Below are 19,882 nucleotides of genomic sequence, written 5' to 3'. Positions count from 1 at the left end.
GATTGAACCATGACATTAAAAGAGTTATTGGTCGGTTTCGCCACCCAAGTACGTAGTATTTGGATGGTCGGCCTACATGCGTTCGATAAACGCGAAACGCAAATGTACCCAGAAGAGCCGGTTTATCTACCACCCCGTTACCGTGGGCGTATCGTATTAACACGCGACCCTGACGGTGAAGAGCGTTGTGTAGCCTGTAACTTATGTGCGGTGGCTTGCCCTGTGGGTTGTATCTCACTGCAAAAAGCTGAACATGAAGACGGCCGTTGGTACCCCGAGTTTTTCCGCGTGAACTTTTCGCGCTGCATTTTCTGTGGCTTGTGTGAAGAGGCTTGCCCAACTACGGCAATCCAATTAACACCTGACTTTGAAATGGCCGATTGGAGACGTCAGGATCTGGTTTACGAAAAAGATGACCTACTCATTTCAGGTCCGGGTAAATATCCTGATTATAACTTTTACCGTAAATCGGGTATGGCGATTGCAGGTAAAGACAAAGGTGAAGCGGATAACGAAGCGAAACCGATTAACGTCAAAGACCTGTTGCCATAAGGAGCGATATTCATGGAATTTACATTTTATATCGCCGGCCTAGTTGCCATATTAGCAACTTTGAGGGTGATAACTAATACCAACCCGGTGCATGCACTGTTGTATCTGGTTGTTTCTCTGCTGGCTCTGTCGATGGTGTTTTTCTCTCTCGGTGCGTATTTTGCTGGGGCTTTGGAAATCATCGTTTATGCAGGAGCCATCATGGTCTTGTTCGTATTCGTCGTCATGATGCTTAACTTAGGTCGCTCAGTGCAAGAACAAGAGCGGGCTTGGTTAACACCAAAAAACTGGATTGGTCCCGCGGTGTTGTCTACCGTATTACTGGCCATCTTAGTTTACGGTATTACCTCTTTGTCTTACGAAGATGGGATTAAAGGTACCGTGATTGGGGCGAAAGAAGTGGGTATAAGCCTATTCGGGCCTTATGTTCTAGCTGTTGAGTTGGCTTCATTGCTATTACTGGCCGGTTTAGTTGTCGCATTCCACGTTGGGCGTGACCGTAAAGAAAACGGCGCTGACCTTGTCAGTGTACGTAATGCGGAGGAGCAAAAATGATACCTCTTCAACATGGTCTGATTTTAGCAGCGATTTTATTTGTAATGGGACTGAGTTGTCTCGTTATTCGCCGCAATTTGCTTTTCATGCTGATCGGACTGGAAATCATGATTAACTCTACTGCTCTGGCATTTGTTGTTGCAGGGAGTTTTTGGGGGCAGCCAGACGGCCAAATTATGTATATTTTGGCGATTACATTGGCTGCAGCGGAGGCGAGTATTGGATTGGCGTTGTTACTGCAACTCCATCGTCATCGTCAGAACCTGAATATTGATAAAGTCAGTGAGATGCGCGGATGAACCTACTCTATTTAACTATTCTGTTGCCTCTACTTGGGTCGGTGTTACTTGCCTTCTCTCGTGGACGCTGGTCAGAAAACGTTTCTGCCATTATAGGTGCGGGGTCGGTCGGCTTAGCGGCGCTCGTAGCACTTTATGTTGGCAATGAATTTTTAGCTCAACCTGTTTTATCAAATGGTGGATATGAACCATATTCACAACAACTTTGGACTTGGATGTCGGTTGGTACTTTCAACATTCCATTTACCTTAGTCCTTGATGGTCTGTCTCTTACCATGCTGGGTGTGGTAACGGGGGTGGGCTTCCTTATTCATGTGTATGCCTCTTGGTATATGCGTGGCGAGGAGGGTTACTCACGTTTCTTTGCCTACACTAACCTGTTTATCGCGAGTATGGTGGTTTTAGTTCTCGCCGATAACATGATGCTGATGTATCTCGGTTGGGAAGGGGTAGGGCTGTGCAGTTATCTGCTGATTGGTTTTTACTATACCAATCCAGACAACGGTAAAGCTGCGATGAAAGCCTTCTTCGTGACCCGTATTGGTGATGTGTTCCTTGCCATCGGTATGTTTATTCTGTGGAATGAACTGGGCACGCTGAATTTCAGCGAAATGGCAGTATTAGCACCTCAGAAATTTGCTGAAGGTTCGAGCGCTATCAACTGGGCTACCTTAATGTTATTAGGTGGTGCAGTCGGTAAATCAGCACAGTTACCATTGCAAACATGGTTGGCTGATGCGATGGCAGGCCCAACGCCTGTTTCTGCATTGATCCACGCCGCAACCATGGTGACCGCGGGTGTTTACTTAATTGCACGTACACATGTTCTGTTCCTGTTAGCACCTGAGGTTTTACATTTAGTGGGTGTCGTTGGTGCGGTCACATTAGTACTAGCTGGTTTTGCCGCATTGGTACAAACGGATATCAAACGTGTTCTTGCTTACTCAACCATGAGCCAGATCGGTTATATGTTCTTGGCTCTGGGAGTACAAGCTTGGGATGCGGCGATTTTCCACCTGATGACACACGCTTTCTTTAAAGCGCTATTGTTCCTCTCAGCAGGTTCGGTGATCCTCGCATGTCACCACGAACAAAACATCTTCAAAATGGGTGGGCTACGTAAGCAAATCCCATTCATTTATGCTGTGATGTTAATCGGCGGAAGCGCACTGGCTGCATTGCCATTGTTTACCGCAGGTTTCTACAGTAAAGATGCAATTTTGTGGGGTGCGCAGCTTGATGGGCAAACGGTGTTGTTATGGGCAGGTATCCTTGGTGCATTAATGACTGCAATTTATACCTTCCGTATGATTTTCATCGTGTTCCACGGTGAAGCAAAAATCAAAGCGCACAAGGTTAAAGGCATCACTCATACATTGCCACTTGGCATTCTGGCTATCCTTGCAACGTTTGTTGGTGCATTAATTCACCAACCATTAGAAGGGGTATTCCCTGCTGAAGCCGTGGGAAGTGAAGACGGTAAAGTCTTACTTGAAGCGATTTCTGGCGGGTTTGCAATCGCGGGTCTGTTGATTGCTATATTCCTCTATCTATTCAGACGTTCCATTGTTGATGCTATCGCGAAAACAGCAGTTGGCCGCTTTTTCAGTGCATGGTGGTACCAAGCATGGGGATTCGACTGGCTGTATGACGTAGTCTTTGTGAAACCTTTTAAAGGTATTGCATGGCTATTGGAGAGCGATCCGATTAACTCACTGATGAATATCCCTGCACGCTTATCAAGTTTAGCGAATAAAGGGCTTGCTGTGAGTCAAAACGGCCAGATCCGTTGGTATGTTGCCTCATTGGGGCTGGGTGCAGTGCTGATTCTTGCTCTGCTGCTTTTGGTTTAATTAAGGGACACATTGCGCCATGCTATTACCTTGGCTAATACTTATTCCCTTTATCGGAGGCCTGCTAAGTTGGCAGGCTGACCGGTTCAGTCACCGCGCTCCACGCTGGATTGCGCTGGCGACAATGGGATTAACACTTATTCTTTCCGTGCAATTGTGGTTACAAGGGAACTATTCTCTGGTTAATCCACAAGGCGTTCCACAATGGCAGTCTATTTTCTTTATGCCGTGGATCCCAGCACTGGGAATCAACATTCACTTAGCGATTGATGGTTTGTCACTATTAATGGTCGTATTGACGGCTATTATGGGCGCGTTTTCGATTCTGAGCTCATGGAGTGAAAACCAAAAGAACCAAGGTGCATATCACTTTAACCTGCTGTGGATTATCACAGGAGTGATGGGGATTTTCACTGCGGTTGACTTGTTCTTATTCTTCTTCTTCTGGGAGATGATGCTGATCCCGATGTATTTCCTAATTGCCAATTGGGGGCACAAAGGGTCAGAGAGTAGAAAACATATCAACGCAGCTACCAAGTTCTTTATTTATACGCAGGCGAGTGGTTTGATTATGTTAGTGTCCATCATTGGATTGGCACTGGCACACTTCAACTCAACAGGCACATTAACATTCAATTACGACCAACTGTTAGGCACACAAATGTCTAGTAGCGTCGCATTTATGTTGATGTTAGGTTTCTTTATTGCTTTTGCCGTTAAAATGCCATTAGTGCCATTCCACGGTTGGATGGCGGATACGCAAGAACAATCCCCAACCGCAGGTTCGGTGGACATTTCTGGTATTATGCTAAAAACCGCGGCTTATGGTTTGTTACGTTTTACTTTACCACTGTTCCCAGAAGCTTCTATCCAGTTCACGCCAGTTGCGATGACACTGGGTGTGATCAGTATCTTCTACGGTGCATGGTTAGCGTTCAAACAAACCGACATTAAACGTCTGGCGGCATACAGTAGCTTATCCCATATGGGGTTTGTGACAGTAGCGATTTATGCAAGTTCAGTGTTAGCGTACCAAGGTGCTGTGATCCAAATGATCACCAACGGCCTGTCAGGTGCAGCGCTGATTATCATCAGTGGTCAACTGTATGAGCGTACACAAACGCGTGATATGCGCATGATGGGTGGGTTGTGGAAACGCATTAAATGGTTACCAGGAATGTCCCTGTTCTTTGCCGCGGCAACGTTAGGCATGCCAGGTACAGGTAACTTCATTGGTGAGTTCATGATCCTGTTCGGTAGCTTCAGCCAATTCACATTAGTGACCTGCATTATGGTATTTGGTGTGGTGTTTGCTTCTATCTACTCGTTGTGGATGATGCAACAAACTTACTATGGCACACCAAAATCAGAAAAAGAAATGAAAGGGTTAACTGCGCGTGAATTCGGTGTGCTGCTGGCTCTAGCTGCTTTACTGGTTATTATCGGTTTCTATCCACAACCAATTTTAGATACTTCAATTGGTTCAATGGAAACATTGCATAACCTGTATTCTGCTTCACTTACAACATTAGGGCTGTAATTCGCCATGACAATAACTCCTCAAGAACTGATCGCAATATTACCACTGATGATCGTCGGGTTGACGGCAGTGGTTGTGATGCTGTCCATTGCGTGGCGACGCGATCACCTGACCAGCGCCGCGCTGACAGTATCTGGTTTTATTATTGCGTTGCTTTCACTGATTTGGGTGGCTGATGGCTACCTGATGGATGTGACTTCGCTTATCCGTGTTGATAACTTTGCACTATTCTACAGTGCATTAGTCTTAGTTGCAGGTATCGGTACTAGTATCTTTGCTTACCATTGGCTAGAAGGCTTTGGTGACAATAGAGATGAGTTTCACCTTTTAGTCGCTATTGCTGTGGCGGGTGGTGTGCTGTTATCTATGTCAAACCATATGGCGTCAATGTTTATCGGTATTGAACTGATTTCATTACCATTGTTTGGCTTAGTTGCTTATACCTTCGAACGTCGACGCACCTTAGAAGCAGGGATTAAATACATGCTGTTATCCGCAGCAGCGTCTTCATTCCTGTTATTTGGTATTGCATTACTGTATGCAGAGTCAGGCAGTTTAAGCTTTGCAGCGGTCGGTCAAAGCTTATCTGACAGCCAAATCCATGCGCCATTAATTATGATTGGTTTTGGGATGCTGATTGTGGGCTTCGGTTTTAAATTATCGTTATTCCCATTCCAGTTATGGACACCAGATGTTTACCAAGGTGCTCCTGCGCCAGTATCGGCATTTTTGGCAACAGGCAGTAAGATTGCTATCTTTGCCGTGCTAGTGCGTATTTTTATGGAAGCGCCAGTGACCAATAGCGACACTTTATCGATTGTTATCTCTGTCATTGCCATTGCCTCTATTTTATTTGGTAACTTGTTGGCAATTAGCCAAAAAAGTGCAAAACGCTTACTAGGTTACTCATCTATCTCTCATATGGGGTATTTGTTGGTAGCACTTGTTGCTTTACGTACCGTACCGGAATACGCCCAAACAACCATCGCTATTTACCTTGTAGGTTATCTATTTGCAAGTTTGGGGGCCTTTGGGGTAATCAGTATCGTTTCCAGCCCTTACCGTGGTGATGACCAAGATGACTTCAGTGCGTTCCGTGGCCTATTCTGGCACAAACCTGTGTTAGCAACGGTCATGACTATTATGATGCTATCACTGGCAGGTATTCCAATCACATTAGGGTTTATTGGTAAATTTTATGTGATTGCATCCGCAGTGAAAGCTGAATTATGGTGGTTAACTGGAGCTGTGGTGGTGGGTAGTGCAATAGGTTTGTATTACTACCTACGCTTTATGGCAAGCCTATATAGCCGTGATGCAGAACACGCAGAACGTTATACAGGCCCTGAAAAAGCGACATTGGGTACTGTGGTTGCCGTTATTTGTGCCATTGCAGTTATTGCATTTGGGGTTTGGCCACAACCACTTATCGATATCACATCAACAGCTCTTGCTGTGATTAACTGACGGTTAAACACATCATGTTGATGAAAACCGGTTACCTCAACAGTAACCGGTTTTTTTTAATCTGGAAGTTGCAATTGGTATTGATATTCCACCTCATTTAAATAGGTCATAAATATCTTACTTGCGACATGAATATGCGGCACATTCAGCGTTTGTTCAGATACATGTTCATTAATAAAGTCGCACCAAGACTCTAAATAGTTCCTCAGCAGGTTAGCTTGAGTAATGACTGACTGTACATTTAGAACGATAGTGGAGATTTCTTCTGATAGACTGATGAGCTTAGACACCCTGAAAATATTCGTATCAATCGCATTCATTTCCCCTTTCAATTCGATTATTAGGTCACTTAAATAGAGCCTAACATCAACAAGTTGCAGAAATTCTAAACCGTCATCAACCACAGCTAAGAGGTTTTTAATATAGCGTAGAGCCATCTTTAAAATCTGTTTTTTGTTTTTCGGTATGTCAATAGAATCTATCGATTCTTGATTTAAAAAGTATTTTTCAAAGAAATCGGTAATTTTTGTTTTTAAAATAATATCTTCAGCGGCTTTAATAATAGAGTGTTGTTGATTAACCTCATTAATTTTCATTTGAATATTTTTTTTGGCGGAGCTTAACAACCCTTTTTGGTTATTATATTCTTGAAGTTTATTCTTATTTGGCTTATCAATATTAAATGTTTGCAATGAATCGGTGGTGAATCGTATTTTATAAATGAATTTTTCTAATTCTAATTTTAGTTCAATGAGGTCTTCTATAAAACCAACTGTTAATATTTTATTCTTTAAATTCTCAATGTTATCAGGGTGATGGTTGTCATTATTGTTTTCGTTTAAATCATTAAATATTATATAATCTAATTTTATTTTTATAATTGGGATTGAATTTCTAATGAGTTGATTAAGACTTTCTGTTTTAATGGCGATTTTGTTTATTTTATCATAAATAACATAGTCATAATTTTTAATGTTCTTATTAAAATCAATGATGCTATTTGATATACATCTTAATTGGTATACATCAATGGAGGGCAATACAGGGATTTCGTTGTTATCATGCATATTCGTACCTTTTATTTAGAAGTGTTGTCATTTATTTGTAATTCATCAAATAATGTAATTAAATGAACTGAGTATTCTTGTATTTTATTCCAAGAGCTGATAACACGTTTAAATTGGGAGATAAACCTGATTAGTTTGTCTGCGTTATTAATTCTTTGAAAAACTTCAATTGATTGAGTAACTTCAGTTAAAATAACCAACCACATATAGTCTAAGTGGTCGATGGCTAGCCTCGCATCCTTGATAAACCCTTCAATTTTATGTAGGTTAATTTGCATATCAAACATCGTTTTTTGGATGAGTTTTTCTTGGTTAATTTTAGTGTTGATTTCTTCTATTTCTTTTAGGATGTTATTCCTTTTTATTCTTATGACTTCTGCTTTTGAACCAAAAATGCTGCTTGTAATAATAAGACCGATCACCCCACCAGCAAGCCCTGTAAAACAGAGTTTCACAAAATGGTTATATTCCTGATCAAGTTGCTGAACCTCATTTTTTTTAATTTCAATCATTTCTTTTAAGAAAGGTTCTGAGCTTTCATTATTACTTGGGTCAAGTTGCTGATAGAGACCTTTAATATTGAACAGTAATGATTCAACATGCTCGAAATTAGAAAGGTACCCCCCTGTAATATATGCCCTAAAATCAGATACGATATTTTTTATTTTTATCGTTTTAATTGACTGGTTTTTTATATCACTTTTAATTAAATTTAAAATGCTTACAAGCTCAGTCGCAATTTGTTGGTCATCGCTTTGATAAATGATTTCATCAAGTTTATTTTCTGCTAGGTCATCCAAATTATCAGACACTCTTTGTAAAATTGGCATGTGATTAATATACTCAATGACCTCATTACCAGTCTGAATGATATTTCGGCTAGTGAGTGAAAGATTAACAGATTGTTCTTTAACATGTTGTTCAACATTATCCCATGAATTAGCATGGTCGCGAATATTTATAATTGCCGTGGCTATATCATTAGAGTTAATAGGTAATACGGTTGAATCGGTAATGCCAAACCATTTTAAAATATCAGGTTTTTTCAATGGTAAAGAAAGGGCAAATTGTACATGCTGATGGATGTTGAGTAAATCTTCTAAAGTAAAAATGCCTGCAGACCGAGTGGAAAGTGAATCTTGATTTGTTAATAATGCTAATGTTGCATTACCTATATTTTCTTTTTCGATAATTCGGTCGTAATTTTCATGTGTATTCATTATTAATTCCAATTTAATTAAGTTAAAGGAGAAAGTTGAATTTAGTATTAATAACTATAATTATGATTGTAATACCGGTTTATGATGGTCAAGTGATGAAGATTTTATAACCATTAACCTACAAGAAACTGGAAAAAAGGTTGATAATAAAAAATGAAAATCAGAGACAAAAAATAATTTATAGCTATAAACAATAATATTCTGTTAAACAAACTCCCATTAAATGGGAAAGAGAGGGTTGTTGCCTAATACAAGGCAATATTCATTCAAAGGGGAATACCTGATGGAATTGTTAATTTAATCCTGAAGGTAAATTTTGGGGTACAAGATGTTTCAAAATGAAATAGACAAAGGGGGAAAGTGCCAATGGTTTAACCATAGTCAGCAAAAGATAAAATGACTATTATCAATAGATTAAATTAATATGTAATCACCTAATATATATAATAAACTATACTCATAAACTGAGAGATTTAGCGGTCAACAAGTAACAACATGAATGTCTTAAATTCAACCCTTTTATACTGTCTGTGTGATCGCTGGTGGCTATTTGGTGACATGGTGCTTACTGTGGGTCATCAATGTATTAAAAAATTACATTGCGCTATATAATAATTCAAAGTGAATCTGTGTGATGTAGCTGTAGGGATCGAAAGTGACATATAAAAAAATTGATAAAGTGATAACGGAAATTTTGGATCATTTGTCTACATTGACACTCAAAACGAAAGAGCATACTCGTCTTACTTGGCAACTGGATGGGCAACTTACTTTTCCAGGGCTTCCATGGTTATCTGAGCAAAACTGTTATCCGCAGTTCTATTGGTATCAAAGAACTGGTGCACAGGAGTGCAGCGCGATTGGAATGGTGAAATCATTTCATTCGATTGATGATGCACAAGCTTTTTTATCGCAACACCCTGAAAACCCGGATATGCGTTTGTGGGGGCTAAATGGTTGGAATGCAGTCGGGGAAGGTATTCCCGAAACCTTAAAGCAACAGGCCACGTTTTGTTTTTTGCCTCGTCTTGAGATCCATCGATTTCGTTCAACCGTTCATATAAGCGTCAATATAGATGGGGAAGAAGACCGACTGAATGCACTCAGTTTTGTACAACAATTAACGTTAACGGCTAAAACGACATTAGCTCTTACAGCAGATATTATTGCGCAGGAACATATTCCTATGCGTGATGAATGGTGCCGTTTATTGAATTGTGCTATTGAGGATATGAAAGCAGGGAAAATGGAAAAAGTGGTGATGGCACGAGAGACTAAATTAACCCTGTCTGAACCGATTGCAGTCGCTGAACTTTTATCAAAAAGCCAGCAGGTTAATCATCATTGCTACCATTTTATGATGGCTTTTAATCAGCATTCAGGGTTTATTTCTTCTACGCCTGAACGTTTATACCTACGTCAAGGTGAGCAGCTTAATTCTGAAGCCTTAGCGGGAACGGTGGCAAATGACCCTGATGATGTCATTGCTGCTGAATATGCAAAATGGCTAATGGAAGACAAAAAAAATCAACATGAAAACCTCGTTGTAGTTGATGATATTTGCCAGCAGTTACAAGGTGCAGTGACAGGGGTCGACGTTTCTAGTGCGAAAGTCATTCGTTTAAGAAAAATTCAGCATCTTTACCGTTCGATAGTTGCAACTCTCGTCACGCCTTCTGATAGTGACTGTTTACAACGTTTACAGCCAACCGCTGCTGTTTGTGGGCTACCCAGAAATGTTGCGCGGCAATTTTTGGCTAAAAATGAACCTTTTTCACGTGGTTGGTATGCGGGAACAGGTGGGTTTATTAGTCTCAATAAAAGTGAGTTTGCGGTGTCTTTACGTTGCGCACAAATTGAAGGTGAGCATGTTTCTCTGTATTCAGGAGCCGGTATTGTGAGTGGTTCAGACCCTGAGCAAGAATGGATAGAAATAGAGAATAAAGCGGCTGGGTTAAAATCTTTATTTGGAAATAACGAAAAACCATAAAGTAAAAGTGGTTATTTTCTTTTTATTTTCAATTAGTTCATCAAAAATTGTCCTGAGATCAAGAAATTTTTCTTAGTCAGTTTAAACTGATTGATAATTAATAATTTGCTGAGCATATTATGTCTAATTCTGCTTTTAATATCCGTTGGGCTGAAGTGATTATTGAAGCGCTTGCTCGTCACGGTATGAAACATATTTGTATTGCGCCAGGCTCACGCTCTACGCCTTTGACTCTTGCGGCAATTAATAATGCAAAATTACACTGCCATACGCATTTTGATGAGCGTGGTTTAGGGCATTTGGCCCTAGGTTTAGCGAAAGCGAGCAATGAACCCGTTGGTGTTATTGTCACCTCAGGCACTGCTGTCGCTAACCTTTATCCTTCATTAATTGAAGCGGGCTTAACGGGGGAGAAAGTTATCTTCCTGACCGCAGATAGGCCTCCAGAATTAATTGATTGTGGTGCTAACCAAGCTATTCGCCAAGCCCATATTTTTGCTTCACATCCCGCTCAGTCATTAATGTTACCGCGCCCAACGCGCGATATTTCAGCCAAATGGCTGGTGTCAGCGGTGGATAACGGTATGAATCAACTCCATCATGGCGCTTTTCATATTAATTGCCCATTTGCTGAGCCGCTTTACGGTGAAAGTGAAGGCGATTATGAATGGCAGCAGACATTGGGTGACTGGTGGAACTCAAATCATCCATGGCTAAGTGAACCCTTAACTAATTCTGTTGCGCTCGTAGCTGATTGGTATTTTTGGCGACAGAAAAAAGGGGTTGTTATTGCTGGGAGAATGAATGTAAATGAGGGTGAAAAGGTCACTAAATGGGCTGAACAATTGGGGTGGCCAGTATTAGGTGATGTATTATCACAAACAGGGCAACCTTACCCTTGCGCAGATTTATGGCTTCAACACCCCGATGCTATTCGTATTTTAAAGCAAGCAGAATTAGTCGTGCAGTTTGGCTCAAGCCTGACAGGAAAACGGTTATTGCAGTGGCAAGCGAGTTGTGAACCACAAGAATACTGGGTAATCGATACAATTCCACAGCGCTTAGACCCTGCAAATCATACTGGTCGCAAATTAACATGCTCAATTAAAGGTTGGTTAGAAAACCACCCCGCACAACCACGCAGCTTATGGTGTGAGGAGCTTGTTACCTTAGCGCAGAAAGCACAACACTACGTGCATCAACAGTTAAGCGAGCAATTTTCAGAGGCCGCCATAGCACATCAGTTGCCCGAATTATTGCCATCTCGCGGGCAGTTATTTGTTGGCAATAGCTTAATCGTACGCTTAGTCGATGCTCTAGCTCAATTACCGATGAACTACCCTGTGTATAGTAATCGTGGCGCAAGTGGCATTGATGGGCTGATTTCAACAATGGCGGGAGTGCAGCGAGCAACGGCAAGGCCAACGCTCGGGATTGTTGGGGACCTTTCTGCATTATATGATTTAAACAGCTTAGCATTATTACGTTCACCTTCAGCACCAACTGTTCTGATTATTGTGAACAATAATGGTGGGCAAATTTTTTCTATGTTGCCCACACCGGAAGAGGCAAGAACAAACTATTATTGTATGCCGCAAAACGTGAGTTTTGAACCTGCCGCAAAAATGTTTGGTTTACAGTACTGCGCCTCAACGGATTGGCATTCGTTGAAAGAGACTATCCAGCAATTTTGGCACAATCAGCACGGTACATTACTTGTGGAGCTGGTGGTTGATAGCGATGAGGGTGCTCGTACTTTAAAACAATTAGTCAGCGATATCTCGGAGTTATAATGCTGTCAGCTCAACGTTATCACACGAATGCTTCAGGCCCTTGGTTAGTGTGGTTACATGGGTTACTGGGCAGCGCAAATGATTGGCTTCCAGTGATTGAGCAATTCAATAACTACCCATCATTAGCGGTCAATTTGCCGGGTCACGGCGCGTCGAAATCGGAAACTAATCATGGTTTTTTGCATTTTGACCAACAACTTAGTGCTGTATTACAGTATTATCAAATCCATGAATATTACCTAGTTGGTTATTCATTAGGTGCCCGCCTTGCAATGCATTTTGCCTGTTATCATCAGCCAAAGGGGTTATTAGGCTTAGTGATAGAAGGGGGGAATGTTGGTTTGAGCAGTGAGCAAGAACGGGTAGAGCGCAGAGCAAATGATGCTGCATGGGCACAGCGTTTTCGCTGCGAACCGATGAAACAAGTTTTGGATAGCTGGTATCAACAAAACGTGTTTGCTGACTTATCACTACTGCAACGCCAACAGTTAGTTTTATTACGCCAACAAAATAGCCCACAAGGAATTGCTGATATGTTAGAAAATACATCATTAGCAAAGCAACCTTTTTTGGCTGACAAATTGCACCAACTGGATTGCCCTTATCGCTATTTCTGTGGCGATAGAGATCAAAAGTTTCGAAGCGTTTCGCAACAATACGCTTTGCCGTTAACGCTGATTGAAAATGCAGGGCATAATGCTCATCGGGAAAACCCAATAGGTTATGCGGCTGCACTTCACCATTTTTTATCACAATGTGGTTAAAGGAATCTGATAATGATTTATCCAAGCGAAGAAAAATTATACGCGCCAATTGAATGGCAAGATTGTTCTACAGGGTTTGAAGATATTCGATATCATAAATCTCCTGAAGGGATTGCAAAAATTACGATTAACCGCCCTGAAGTGCGTAATGCTTTCCGCCCACAAACTGTGAAAGAGATGATCCAGGCATTATCTGATGCACGTTATGATGACCAAATAGGCACTATTATTTTAACTGGTGAGGGTGAAAAAGCTTTCTGTGCAGGGGGCGACCAAAAAATTCGTGGTGACTACGGTGGGTATCGCGATGAAAGTGGCACACACCATTTAAATGTCTTAGATTTCCAACGCCAAATACGTACCTGTCCAAAACCAGTTGTGGCGATGGTCGCCGGTTTCTCTATCGGCGGCGGTCATGTTTTACATATGATGTGTGACTTAACTATTGCGGCTGATAACGCCATATTTGGTCAAACGGGCCCTAAAGTTGGTTCATTTGACGGTGGCTGGGGCGCATCGTATATGGCACGTATTGTTGGGCAGAAAAAAGCACGTGAAATTTGGTTCCTATGCCGCCAATACAATGCGCAGGAAGCATTGGAGATGGGGCTAGTCAATACTGTAGTTCCTTATGCCGATTTAGAAAAAGAAACGGTACGCTGGTGTCGTGAAATGCTAGAAAATAGCCCGATGGCATTACGTTGTTTGAAAGCTGCCTTGAATGCAGATTGTGATGGTCAAGCTGGCCTGCAAGAACTGGCGGGTAATGCAACAATGCTATTTTATATGACAGATGAAGGTCAGGAAGGGCGCAATGCTTTTAACGAAAAACGCGCGCCAGACTTTTCTAAATATAAGCGTAATCCATAATGCGTAAAGCCACACTCTATTCGTTCAGCCTGCCAATGGAGGCAGGCGTCATCCTTCGTTATCAGCGTTTAAAAACTCGTGATGGGTTATTAGTCTGCTTAAAAGAGGGCGATAACGAAGGTTGGGGGGAGATTTCCCCTCTACCAGAGTTCAGTTCAGAAACATTAGAACAAGCAACCGCCGAAACTATTGTTCGATTGAATGAATGGATAAAACACGGCAAAATTTCTGAAAGTCTATTGCCTTCTGTTGCATTTGGTTGCAGTTGTGCACTTGCAGAATTGACTGGTGAATTGCCTGAGTCAGCGGATTATCGCAAAGCTCCTTTATGCAGTGGTGACCCCGATGATTTAATTCTAAGCCTTGATGCGATGGATGGTGAAAAGGTGGCTAAGGTCAAGGTTGGGTTATATGAAGCGGTACGTGATGGAATGGTCGTTAACCTATTATTAGAGGCAGTACCCGAGCTTAAATTGCGTTTAGATGCTAATCGGAGCTGGACTCGTGCGAAAGCTGACGGTTTTGCGAAGTATGTTAATCCTGACTATCGAAGCCGTATTGCATTCTTGGAAGAGCCCTGTAAAACCCGTGAAGAATCGTTGAAATTTGCAATGGATACGGGGATTAACATTGCTTGGGATGAAAGCGTGCGTGAAGACGGCTTTAAAGTCGAAGCGCAGGAAGGGGTTGCGGCAATTGTGATTAAACCAACATTGACGGGTAGCCTTAATTATTGCCGCTCTTTAGTTGAGGATGCGCATCGTTTAGGCTTACAAGCTGTGATTAGCTCATCCATTGAAAGCAGTTTTGGTTTAACACAATTAGCGCGTGTTGCACAGTGGTTAACACCAAACACTATTCCTGGTTTGGACACCGTTTCATTGATCCAATCGCAATTGATCCGTCCTTGGCCCCAGTGCGAAATAGCTGTTCAGCAACTCGATGAATTAACGGTCGTATGGCAGAGTTAATCCATTTTAATGACTGGCCTTGGCAACATTGGGCCAGTCTTTACCCCGACTCAATCGCATTATTGACGGATTCTGAGCGTATTACTTGGAAAGCCTTAAGCCAACAGGTCACCGACCTTGCCAATTACTTTTCAATGCAAGGGGTCAATCAAGGGCAATGTGTTGTCTTACGAGGTAAAAACTCTATCGAATTGTTGCTAAGCCAGTTAGCTCTTATTGCTTGTGGTGCAAGGGTGTTGCCTCTTAACCCGCGTCTACCAGAAAGGTTATTAGGGGAACTATTGCCACACCTTGATGTGAGTGCTGCTATTGATTTTACTGGTGAATCAGGTGTCTTAGCTGAGTATCGAAACTTAGATTATCAGCAGTATTATCATTTTATTGATGATAATGCTTTTCAGACAGTTGATTTTTTGACCGCATTAGAACAACCCGCAACACTCATATTAACTTCCGGCTCAACCGGCTTACCAAAAGCCGTCGTTCACAGTGTATTTGCCCACTTATGTAGTGCAAAAGGGGTTGTCAGTGTGATGAGTTATCAACAAGCGGATTGTTGGTTGCTTTCTTTGCCGCTATTTCATGTTTCAGGACAAGGTATTATTTGGCGCTGGCTACTCCAAGGGGGCAGTTTAGCGTTGAAAACCTCACCATTGGCCGAAGCCTTGCAGGATGTTACGCACGCATCCCTAGTTCCAACACAATTATGGCGTTTGTTAAACGAAGAAACTGCCAGTCAGCTTGTGTTAAAAGAAGTTTTGTTGGGGGGGGCGATGATACCTACGACACTCACAGATTTAGCAGAAAGCCGCGGAATTGCTTGCTGGAGTGGTTATGGGATGACTGAAATGGCATCCACTGTTTGTGCTAAACGTGCAAATGGTAAAAAAGGTGTCGGCTTACCATTAAAAGGTAAGCAAGTACGTATTATTAATGATGAAATCCAAATCAAGGCAGATAGCCAAGCAATAGGGTATTGGTTTGATGGTGAGGTCAAGCCGTTAAACTGTATTGACGGCTGGTTTAAAACCAATGATAAAGGCGCTTTTACTGAAGGTGAGTACCAGATACTCGGTCGATTAGACAATTTATTTATCAGTGGCGGTGAAAATATTCAACCAGAAGATATCGAATCCGTCATAAACTCTCACCCTGATGTCAGCCAAAGTTTTATTATTCCTGTTGATGATGAACAATTTGGTCAACGGCCAGTCGCAGTCATTGAAATTAATGAAACAACGGATTTAAATAAACTGGCAGATTGGTTGAAAGATAAACTCGCCTCCTATCAATATCCTACAGCGTTTTATTATTTAGCTCCTGAGCTGAAAGCTGGCGGGATCAAAGTTTCTCGCCAACAAGTAAAACACTGGCTATATACAAAGGCAGTGTTTAGTCATTAAAAAGTGGCAGGGATTCTCCTGCCACTCAAGCGAATTATTTTTTCAGAGCGTTTAATGCTTTTTCCACGCCTGCACCATACTCAGGGTGAACTTGTTTAAATAACCCAATTTGGCGTATTTGGGTTTCTTCTGTTGCGTCAATCAGTTCCCCCGCAATACGTTTAAACATTCTTTGATGTTCTGCATCATCCAGTAGTTCATACAAGGCGCGAGGCTGGCTGAAATAGTCTTGGTCTTCACGATGATCCCAATGGTCAGCAGCACCTTCGATAGATAATGGCGGCTCACTGAAATCCGGTTGTTCTTGGAATAAGCCTGCTTCATTTGGCTCATAAGTGACATTATTGCCACTATTGCCATCCACACGCATAGCTCCATCACGATGGTAATTGTGGAATGGGCAGCGAGGTGCGTTTACAGGGATTTGGTGGTGGTTGACGCCAAGGCGGTAACGGTGCGCATCGCCATAAGAGAATAAACGCCCTTGTAACATTCTATCTGGTGAGAAACCAATACCCGGGACGATATTTGCTGGGCTGAATGCTGCTTGTTCGACATCAGAAAAATAATTATCTGGGTTACGGTTAAGTTCAAAATAGCCAACATCAATTAATGGGTAATCCTTATGTGGCCAGACTTTAGTTAGGTCAAATGGGTTATAAGGAACTTGCGATGCTTCTTTCTCAGGCATGATTTGAACCTGTAAGTTCCAGCGAGGAAAGTCACCTTTTTCAATAGATTCAAATAAATCACGTTGTGAGCTTTCTCTATCTTTACCGACTAATTGTTCTGCTTGCTCATCAGAGAGGTTTTGGATGCCTTGTTGGCAGCGGAAATGGAATTTGACCCAAAATCGCTCGTTATCACTATTGATAAAGCTATAAGTATGGCTACCAAAACCGTGCATATGACGGTAACTTTGAGGGATGCCTCGATCACTCGCATCAATGGTCAATTGGTGCAAAGATTCAGGTAACTGAGAGAAAAATGCCCACTTATGTTCCATAGTACGTAAATTAGAGCGTGGGTCGCGCTTAACCACGTGGTTTAAATCAGGGAATTTCAAAGGGTCACGGAAGTAAAAAACTGGGGTATTGTTACCAACCATATCCCAGTTACCTTCTTCTGTATAAAACTTCAGTGCAAAACCTCTGATATCACGTTCTGCATCTGCGGCACCACGCTCACCTGCAACGGTAGAAAAGCGGGCAAACATTTCGGTTTTTTTTCCAATTTGCGAGAAAATTTTTGCCCTTGTGTAACGGGTAATATCATGTGTCACCGTAAAGGTACCGAATGAGCCTGAACCTTTTGCATGCATGCGTCTTTCTGGGATCACTTCACGGTCAAAATGAGCCAGTTTCTCTAAAAACCAAACATCCTGTAATAACATAGGGCCGCGTTTACCCGCGGTCATGACATTATTATTATTGGCGACGGGAGCGCCAGAAGCGGTAGTAAGCCCTTTCTTTTTCATCAAAATACTCCTAATTCTGGATTAAATGACTACACAAACCTAACTAATAAGTTAATCTTTTGTAAAAAATAAAATCATTACTACAATGAACCTATAAACCAGTATAATTACCATGGTATTAATAATCTAATTAATATGACCAATTACTGTGATTAACATGGCAATAGTGGTATTCATATTACTGTTATTGAATGATATACCTTTGATTTGATAAAATTATTTGAGAATTTGTCGTATTTTATGTATAGCTTGAGTAAATCTGAGTAATAAAGACTGAGGATTACGTAAAATTCGCGTAGTATCCGCATGTAATAATTTGAAGAGGATAAGATAATGCGCAAAGTATTGTTATTAGCAGCGGCCATGTCGCCATTTTTTGTTGGTACTGCACAGGCAGTTTCAGTTAGTGCTCAAGCAGGTAAACATTTTACGGAATTGTCCGCTGGGTTGGGTAACCCAAATGCCGGTTTAGCGTTTAATGGTTCTTGGGCGCGCAGTGACCATGATGGTCAAATGGGGAGCCTCGGCGCTACATTTGGTTTGCCAATTGGGCCTTTTTCTGCTCATGTTGGTGGTAAAGGGTTATATTTATCGCCTGATAACAATAGTAATGGTGCTGCATTAGCTGTTGGTGGTGGGGTAAATTGGCAAGCTTTGCCTTCATTAAATATTTATGGTGAAGCTTATGGTGCTCCTGAGCAACTGACATCAGGCAGCAAATCGTACGTAGAAGCTAAAGCGGGCGCACGTTACACGGTATTCAAGCCGTTATCTATTGATGCTGGGTATCGGTTAATTGAAATGAAAGGTAGCCATGGCAACAACAGTGATAAAGTTGCAGATGGTTGGTATGTGGGAGCAGGGCTTTCATTTTAAAACTTTTCTCGTATTTTAATCAGTTCCTAATCCGGGATTAACCCCTTAGATTGGGAACTGATAATTCCACCTTATTTTTTATTATCATAAATATTCTTTATTTAAAAGCCGCTTGAAACAAAATAATAACTAAGCTTATTTATTACGATGTTGCTCACATTGCACATACTAATAGCTGTTAGAGGGTTACTGTAATGAAACCAGTACTTCACGGCTTAACCCCGTGCTTTCCATAATAATTTCTAGGCTAACCCCTTGTTTAAGTAAATTACTCGCCAAAACAATTGTTGCCTCTTCACGCCCTTTTTCTCGCCCTCGCTCAATGCCTTCAAGTAGACCTTCTTGGCGGCCTTTATCCTGTAACCGCTGTGCAATATTCATTATAGTTTCCTTATGTTTTTCGGTTTGCTCCCCCAATGCCTGCACAATATGTTCGAAATTAGTGGAGTCCAACGCAATGAACAAATAATTCAAGATAGTCACGATATCATTATCGCTATTATAGTGTTGATTAAGTGCCTGTGCCAAGAGCGGCAGAACTTGCTGAAATTCATCCCGTAAATACTTATGTTTCATCGCCAGCTCCATGACAGCGACTTTCCGATGATTAACCAATTGACTATCCTCTATTACCGTGACATCTACCAATGGGAATGGCTGTGTGTATAGCCCATTAGCGATATCTGGGAGTGTAAAACAATCCGTCCATAATTGCGTATAGGGGTATGGAGACCGCCCACCGTGATAAAAAAGAACTGGCACCACAAGAGGGGGCGTCTTATTACCTTGTTGCAGATGTTGGTTCATCGCTAAAAACGCATAATGCATTAAACGCCAAGCCATAAGTTTATCTGGGGTTGACTGGTGTTCGACTAAAAGATAAAGGTAACCTTTTCCGTGGGTTGTTTGCACTGAATATAAAACATCGGATAAACGTGAGCGCAGTTGTTTATCAATAAATGAAGAGTTAGTTAGGGCTAGCGTATTAAAATCACATAATGACTTAATATGATTAGGGAGGTGAATATCAAAAAAGTCTCGGGCATTCTCAATTTTCGTCATAAAGCCTTTAAAAGCGGCATCATGTGCAGTAGATATCCGTTTTTTCTGCATCCAATTATCCTTATTGGCAGCCAATGATAACAAGCAGTAACGTCACTACACCACAATAGAATAAGCAGACAA

At 41.6% G+C, this 19,882-nt stretch carries 17 protein-coding genes; 13 read left to right on the top strand and 4 right to left on the bottom strand.

What is annotated here, in order from left to right; genetic code table 11:
- The first annotated feature begins 9 nt into the window (after positions 1 to 9).
- Genes nuoI through nuoN form a run of 6 tightly spaced genes read left to right on the top strand, consistent with a single transcriptional unit; the run spans position 10 to position 6,266 of the window.
- A complete protein-coding gene (gene nuoI / locus ACPEH5_RS12965; RefSeq protein ID WP_042844439.1) occupies positions 10 to 552 on the top strand; it encodes an NADH-quinone oxidoreductase subunit NuoI in 543 nt (180 codons plus the stop codon).
- Positions 553 to 564: 12 nt separating this feature from the next.
- Positions 565 to 1,107, top strand: coding sequence for an NADH-quinone oxidoreductase subunit J (gene nuoJ / locus ACPEH5_RS12960; protein WP_281110795.1), 543 nt, complete (start codon positions 565 to 567; stop codon positions 1,105 to 1,107).
- Positions 1,104 to 1,406 carry an NADH-quinone oxidoreductase subunit NuoK gene (nuoK, locus tag ACPEH5_RS12955; protein ID WP_008910727.1) on the top strand — a complete coding sequence of 101 codons (303 nt, stop codon included), beginning with the start codon at positions 1,104 to 1,106 and terminating at the stop codon, positions 1,404 to 1,406. Before nuoJ ends, nuoK begins: the two co-directional genes overlap by 4 nt.
- Complete coding sequence (gene nuoL, locus ACPEH5_RS12950; RefSeq protein WP_048607505.1) at positions 1,403 to 3,259, top strand: NADH-quinone oxidoreductase subunit L; 1,857 nt, start codon at positions 1,403 to 1,405, stop codon at positions 3,257 to 3,259. The genes nuoK and nuoL overlap by 4 nt, the downstream gene beginning before the upstream one ends.
- Before the next feature lie 19 nt (positions 3,260 to 3,278).
- Positions 3,279 to 4,799: an NADH-quinone oxidoreductase subunit M gene (gene nuoM / locus ACPEH5_RS12945; protein WP_042844434.1), complete on the top strand. Its 1,521-nt coding sequence runs from the start codon at positions 3,279 to 3,281 to the stop codon at positions 4,797 to 4,799.
- A 6-nt stretch (positions 4,800 to 4,805) separates the two neighbouring features.
- Complete coding sequence (gene nuoN / locus ACPEH5_RS12940) at positions 4,806 to 6,266, top strand: NADH-quinone oxidoreductase subunit NuoN (protein ID WP_042844432.1); 1,461 nt, start codon at positions 4,806 to 4,808, stop codon at positions 6,264 to 6,266.
- 56 nt (positions 6,267 to 6,322) lie between these two features.
- Here nuoN and ACPEH5_RS12935 read toward each other — a convergent pair whose 3' ends face one another.
- The gene (locus tag ACPEH5_RS12935; RefSeq protein ID WP_166686856.1) at positions 6,323 to 7,333 is read right to left on the bottom strand and encodes an alpha-xenorhabdolysin family binary toxin subunit B; all 1,011 of its coding nucleotides are present in this window, start codon (positions 7,331 to 7,333) and stop codon (positions 6,323 to 6,325) included.
- Between the two features lie 11 nt (positions 7,334 to 7,344).
- On the bottom strand, positions 7,345 to 8,553 hold the full coding sequence (locus ACPEH5_RS12930; RefSeq protein ID WP_042844430.1) for an alpha-xenorhabdolysin family binary toxin subunit A: 1,209 nt from the start codon (positions 8,551 to 8,553) through the stop codon (positions 7,345 to 7,347).
- A 655-nt stretch (positions 8,554 to 9,208) separates the two neighbouring features.
- Between ACPEH5_RS12930 and ACPEH5_RS12925 the strand changes: the two genes are divergently transcribed.
- From ACPEH5_RS12925 to menE, 6 genes are all read left to right on the top strand, one after another.
- Positions 9,209 to 10,543, top strand: a complete 1,335-nt coding sequence (locus tag ACPEH5_RS12925; RefSeq protein ID WP_042844429.1) for an isochorismate synthase — start codon at positions 9,209 to 9,211, stop codon at positions 10,541 to 10,543.
- A 119-nt stretch (positions 10,544 to 10,662) separates the two neighbouring features.
- Positions 10,663 to 12,336, top strand: a complete 1,674-nt coding sequence (menD, locus tag ACPEH5_RS12920) for a 2-succinyl-5-enolpyruvyl-6-hydroxy-3-cyclohexene-1-carboxylic-acid synthase (RefSeq protein WP_129466094.1) — start codon at positions 10,663 to 10,665, stop codon at positions 12,334 to 12,336.
- Positions 12,336 to 13,100, top strand: coding sequence for a 2-succinyl-6-hydroxy-2,4-cyclohexadiene-1-carboxylate synthase (menH, locus tag ACPEH5_RS12915; protein ID WP_042844427.1), 765 nt, complete (start codon positions 12,336 to 12,338; stop codon positions 13,098 to 13,100). The genes menD and menH overlap by 1 nt, the downstream gene beginning before the upstream one ends.
- 12 nt (positions 13,101 to 13,112) lie before the next feature.
- On the top strand, positions 13,113 to 13,970 hold the full coding sequence (gene menB, locus ACPEH5_RS12910) for a 1,4-dihydroxy-2-naphthoyl-CoA synthase (RefSeq protein WP_042844425.1): 858 nt from the start codon (positions 13,113 to 13,115) through the stop codon (positions 13,968 to 13,970).
- Entirely contained in the window at positions 13,970 to 14,941 is a 972-nt protein-coding gene (menC, locus tag ACPEH5_RS12905; protein ID WP_042844424.1) for an o-succinylbenzoate synthase, read from the top strand. Before menB ends, menC begins: the two co-directional genes overlap by 1 nt.
- On the top strand, positions 14,929 to 16,344 hold the full coding sequence (menE, locus tag ACPEH5_RS12900) for an o-succinylbenzoate--CoA ligase (protein ID WP_210846734.1): 1,416 nt from the start codon (positions 14,929 to 14,931) through the stop codon (positions 16,342 to 16,344). The genes menC and menE overlap by 13 nt, the downstream gene beginning before the upstream one ends.
- A 34-nt stretch (positions 16,345 to 16,378) precedes the next feature.
- Here menE and ACPEH5_RS12895 read toward each other — a convergent pair whose 3' ends face one another.
- A complete protein-coding gene (locus ACPEH5_RS12895; protein WP_042844421.1) occupies positions 16,379 to 17,821 on the bottom strand; it encodes a catalase in 1,443 nt (480 codons plus the stop codon).
- 333 nt (positions 17,822 to 18,154) lie between these two features.
- On the opposite strand from ACPEH5_RS12895, the gene ACPEH5_RS12890 reads away from it, so the two are divergent.
- A complete protein-coding gene (locus ACPEH5_RS12890; RefSeq protein WP_042844420.1) occupies positions 18,155 to 18,697 on the top strand; it encodes a YfaZ family outer membrane protein in 543 nt (180 codons plus the stop codon).
- Between the two features lie 186 nt (positions 18,698 to 18,883).
- Here the strand turns inward: ACPEH5_RS12890 and ACPEH5_RS12885 are convergent, their stop codons facing one another.
- A complete protein-coding gene (locus ACPEH5_RS12885) occupies positions 18,884 to 19,810 on the bottom strand; it encodes an Rpn family recombination-promoting nuclease/putative transposase (protein WP_042844419.1) in 927 nt (308 codons plus the stop codon).
- Positions 19,811 to 19,882 lie beyond the last annotated feature (72 nt).

It is taken from the genome of Providencia sp. NPDC089933 (genome assembly GCF_049545585.1).
Classification (GTDB): domain Bacteria; phylum Pseudomonadota; class Gammaproteobacteria; order Enterobacterales; family Enterobacteriaceae; genus Providencia; species Providencia huashanensis.
This window is presented reverse-complemented; position numbering and strand designations above follow the sequence as displayed.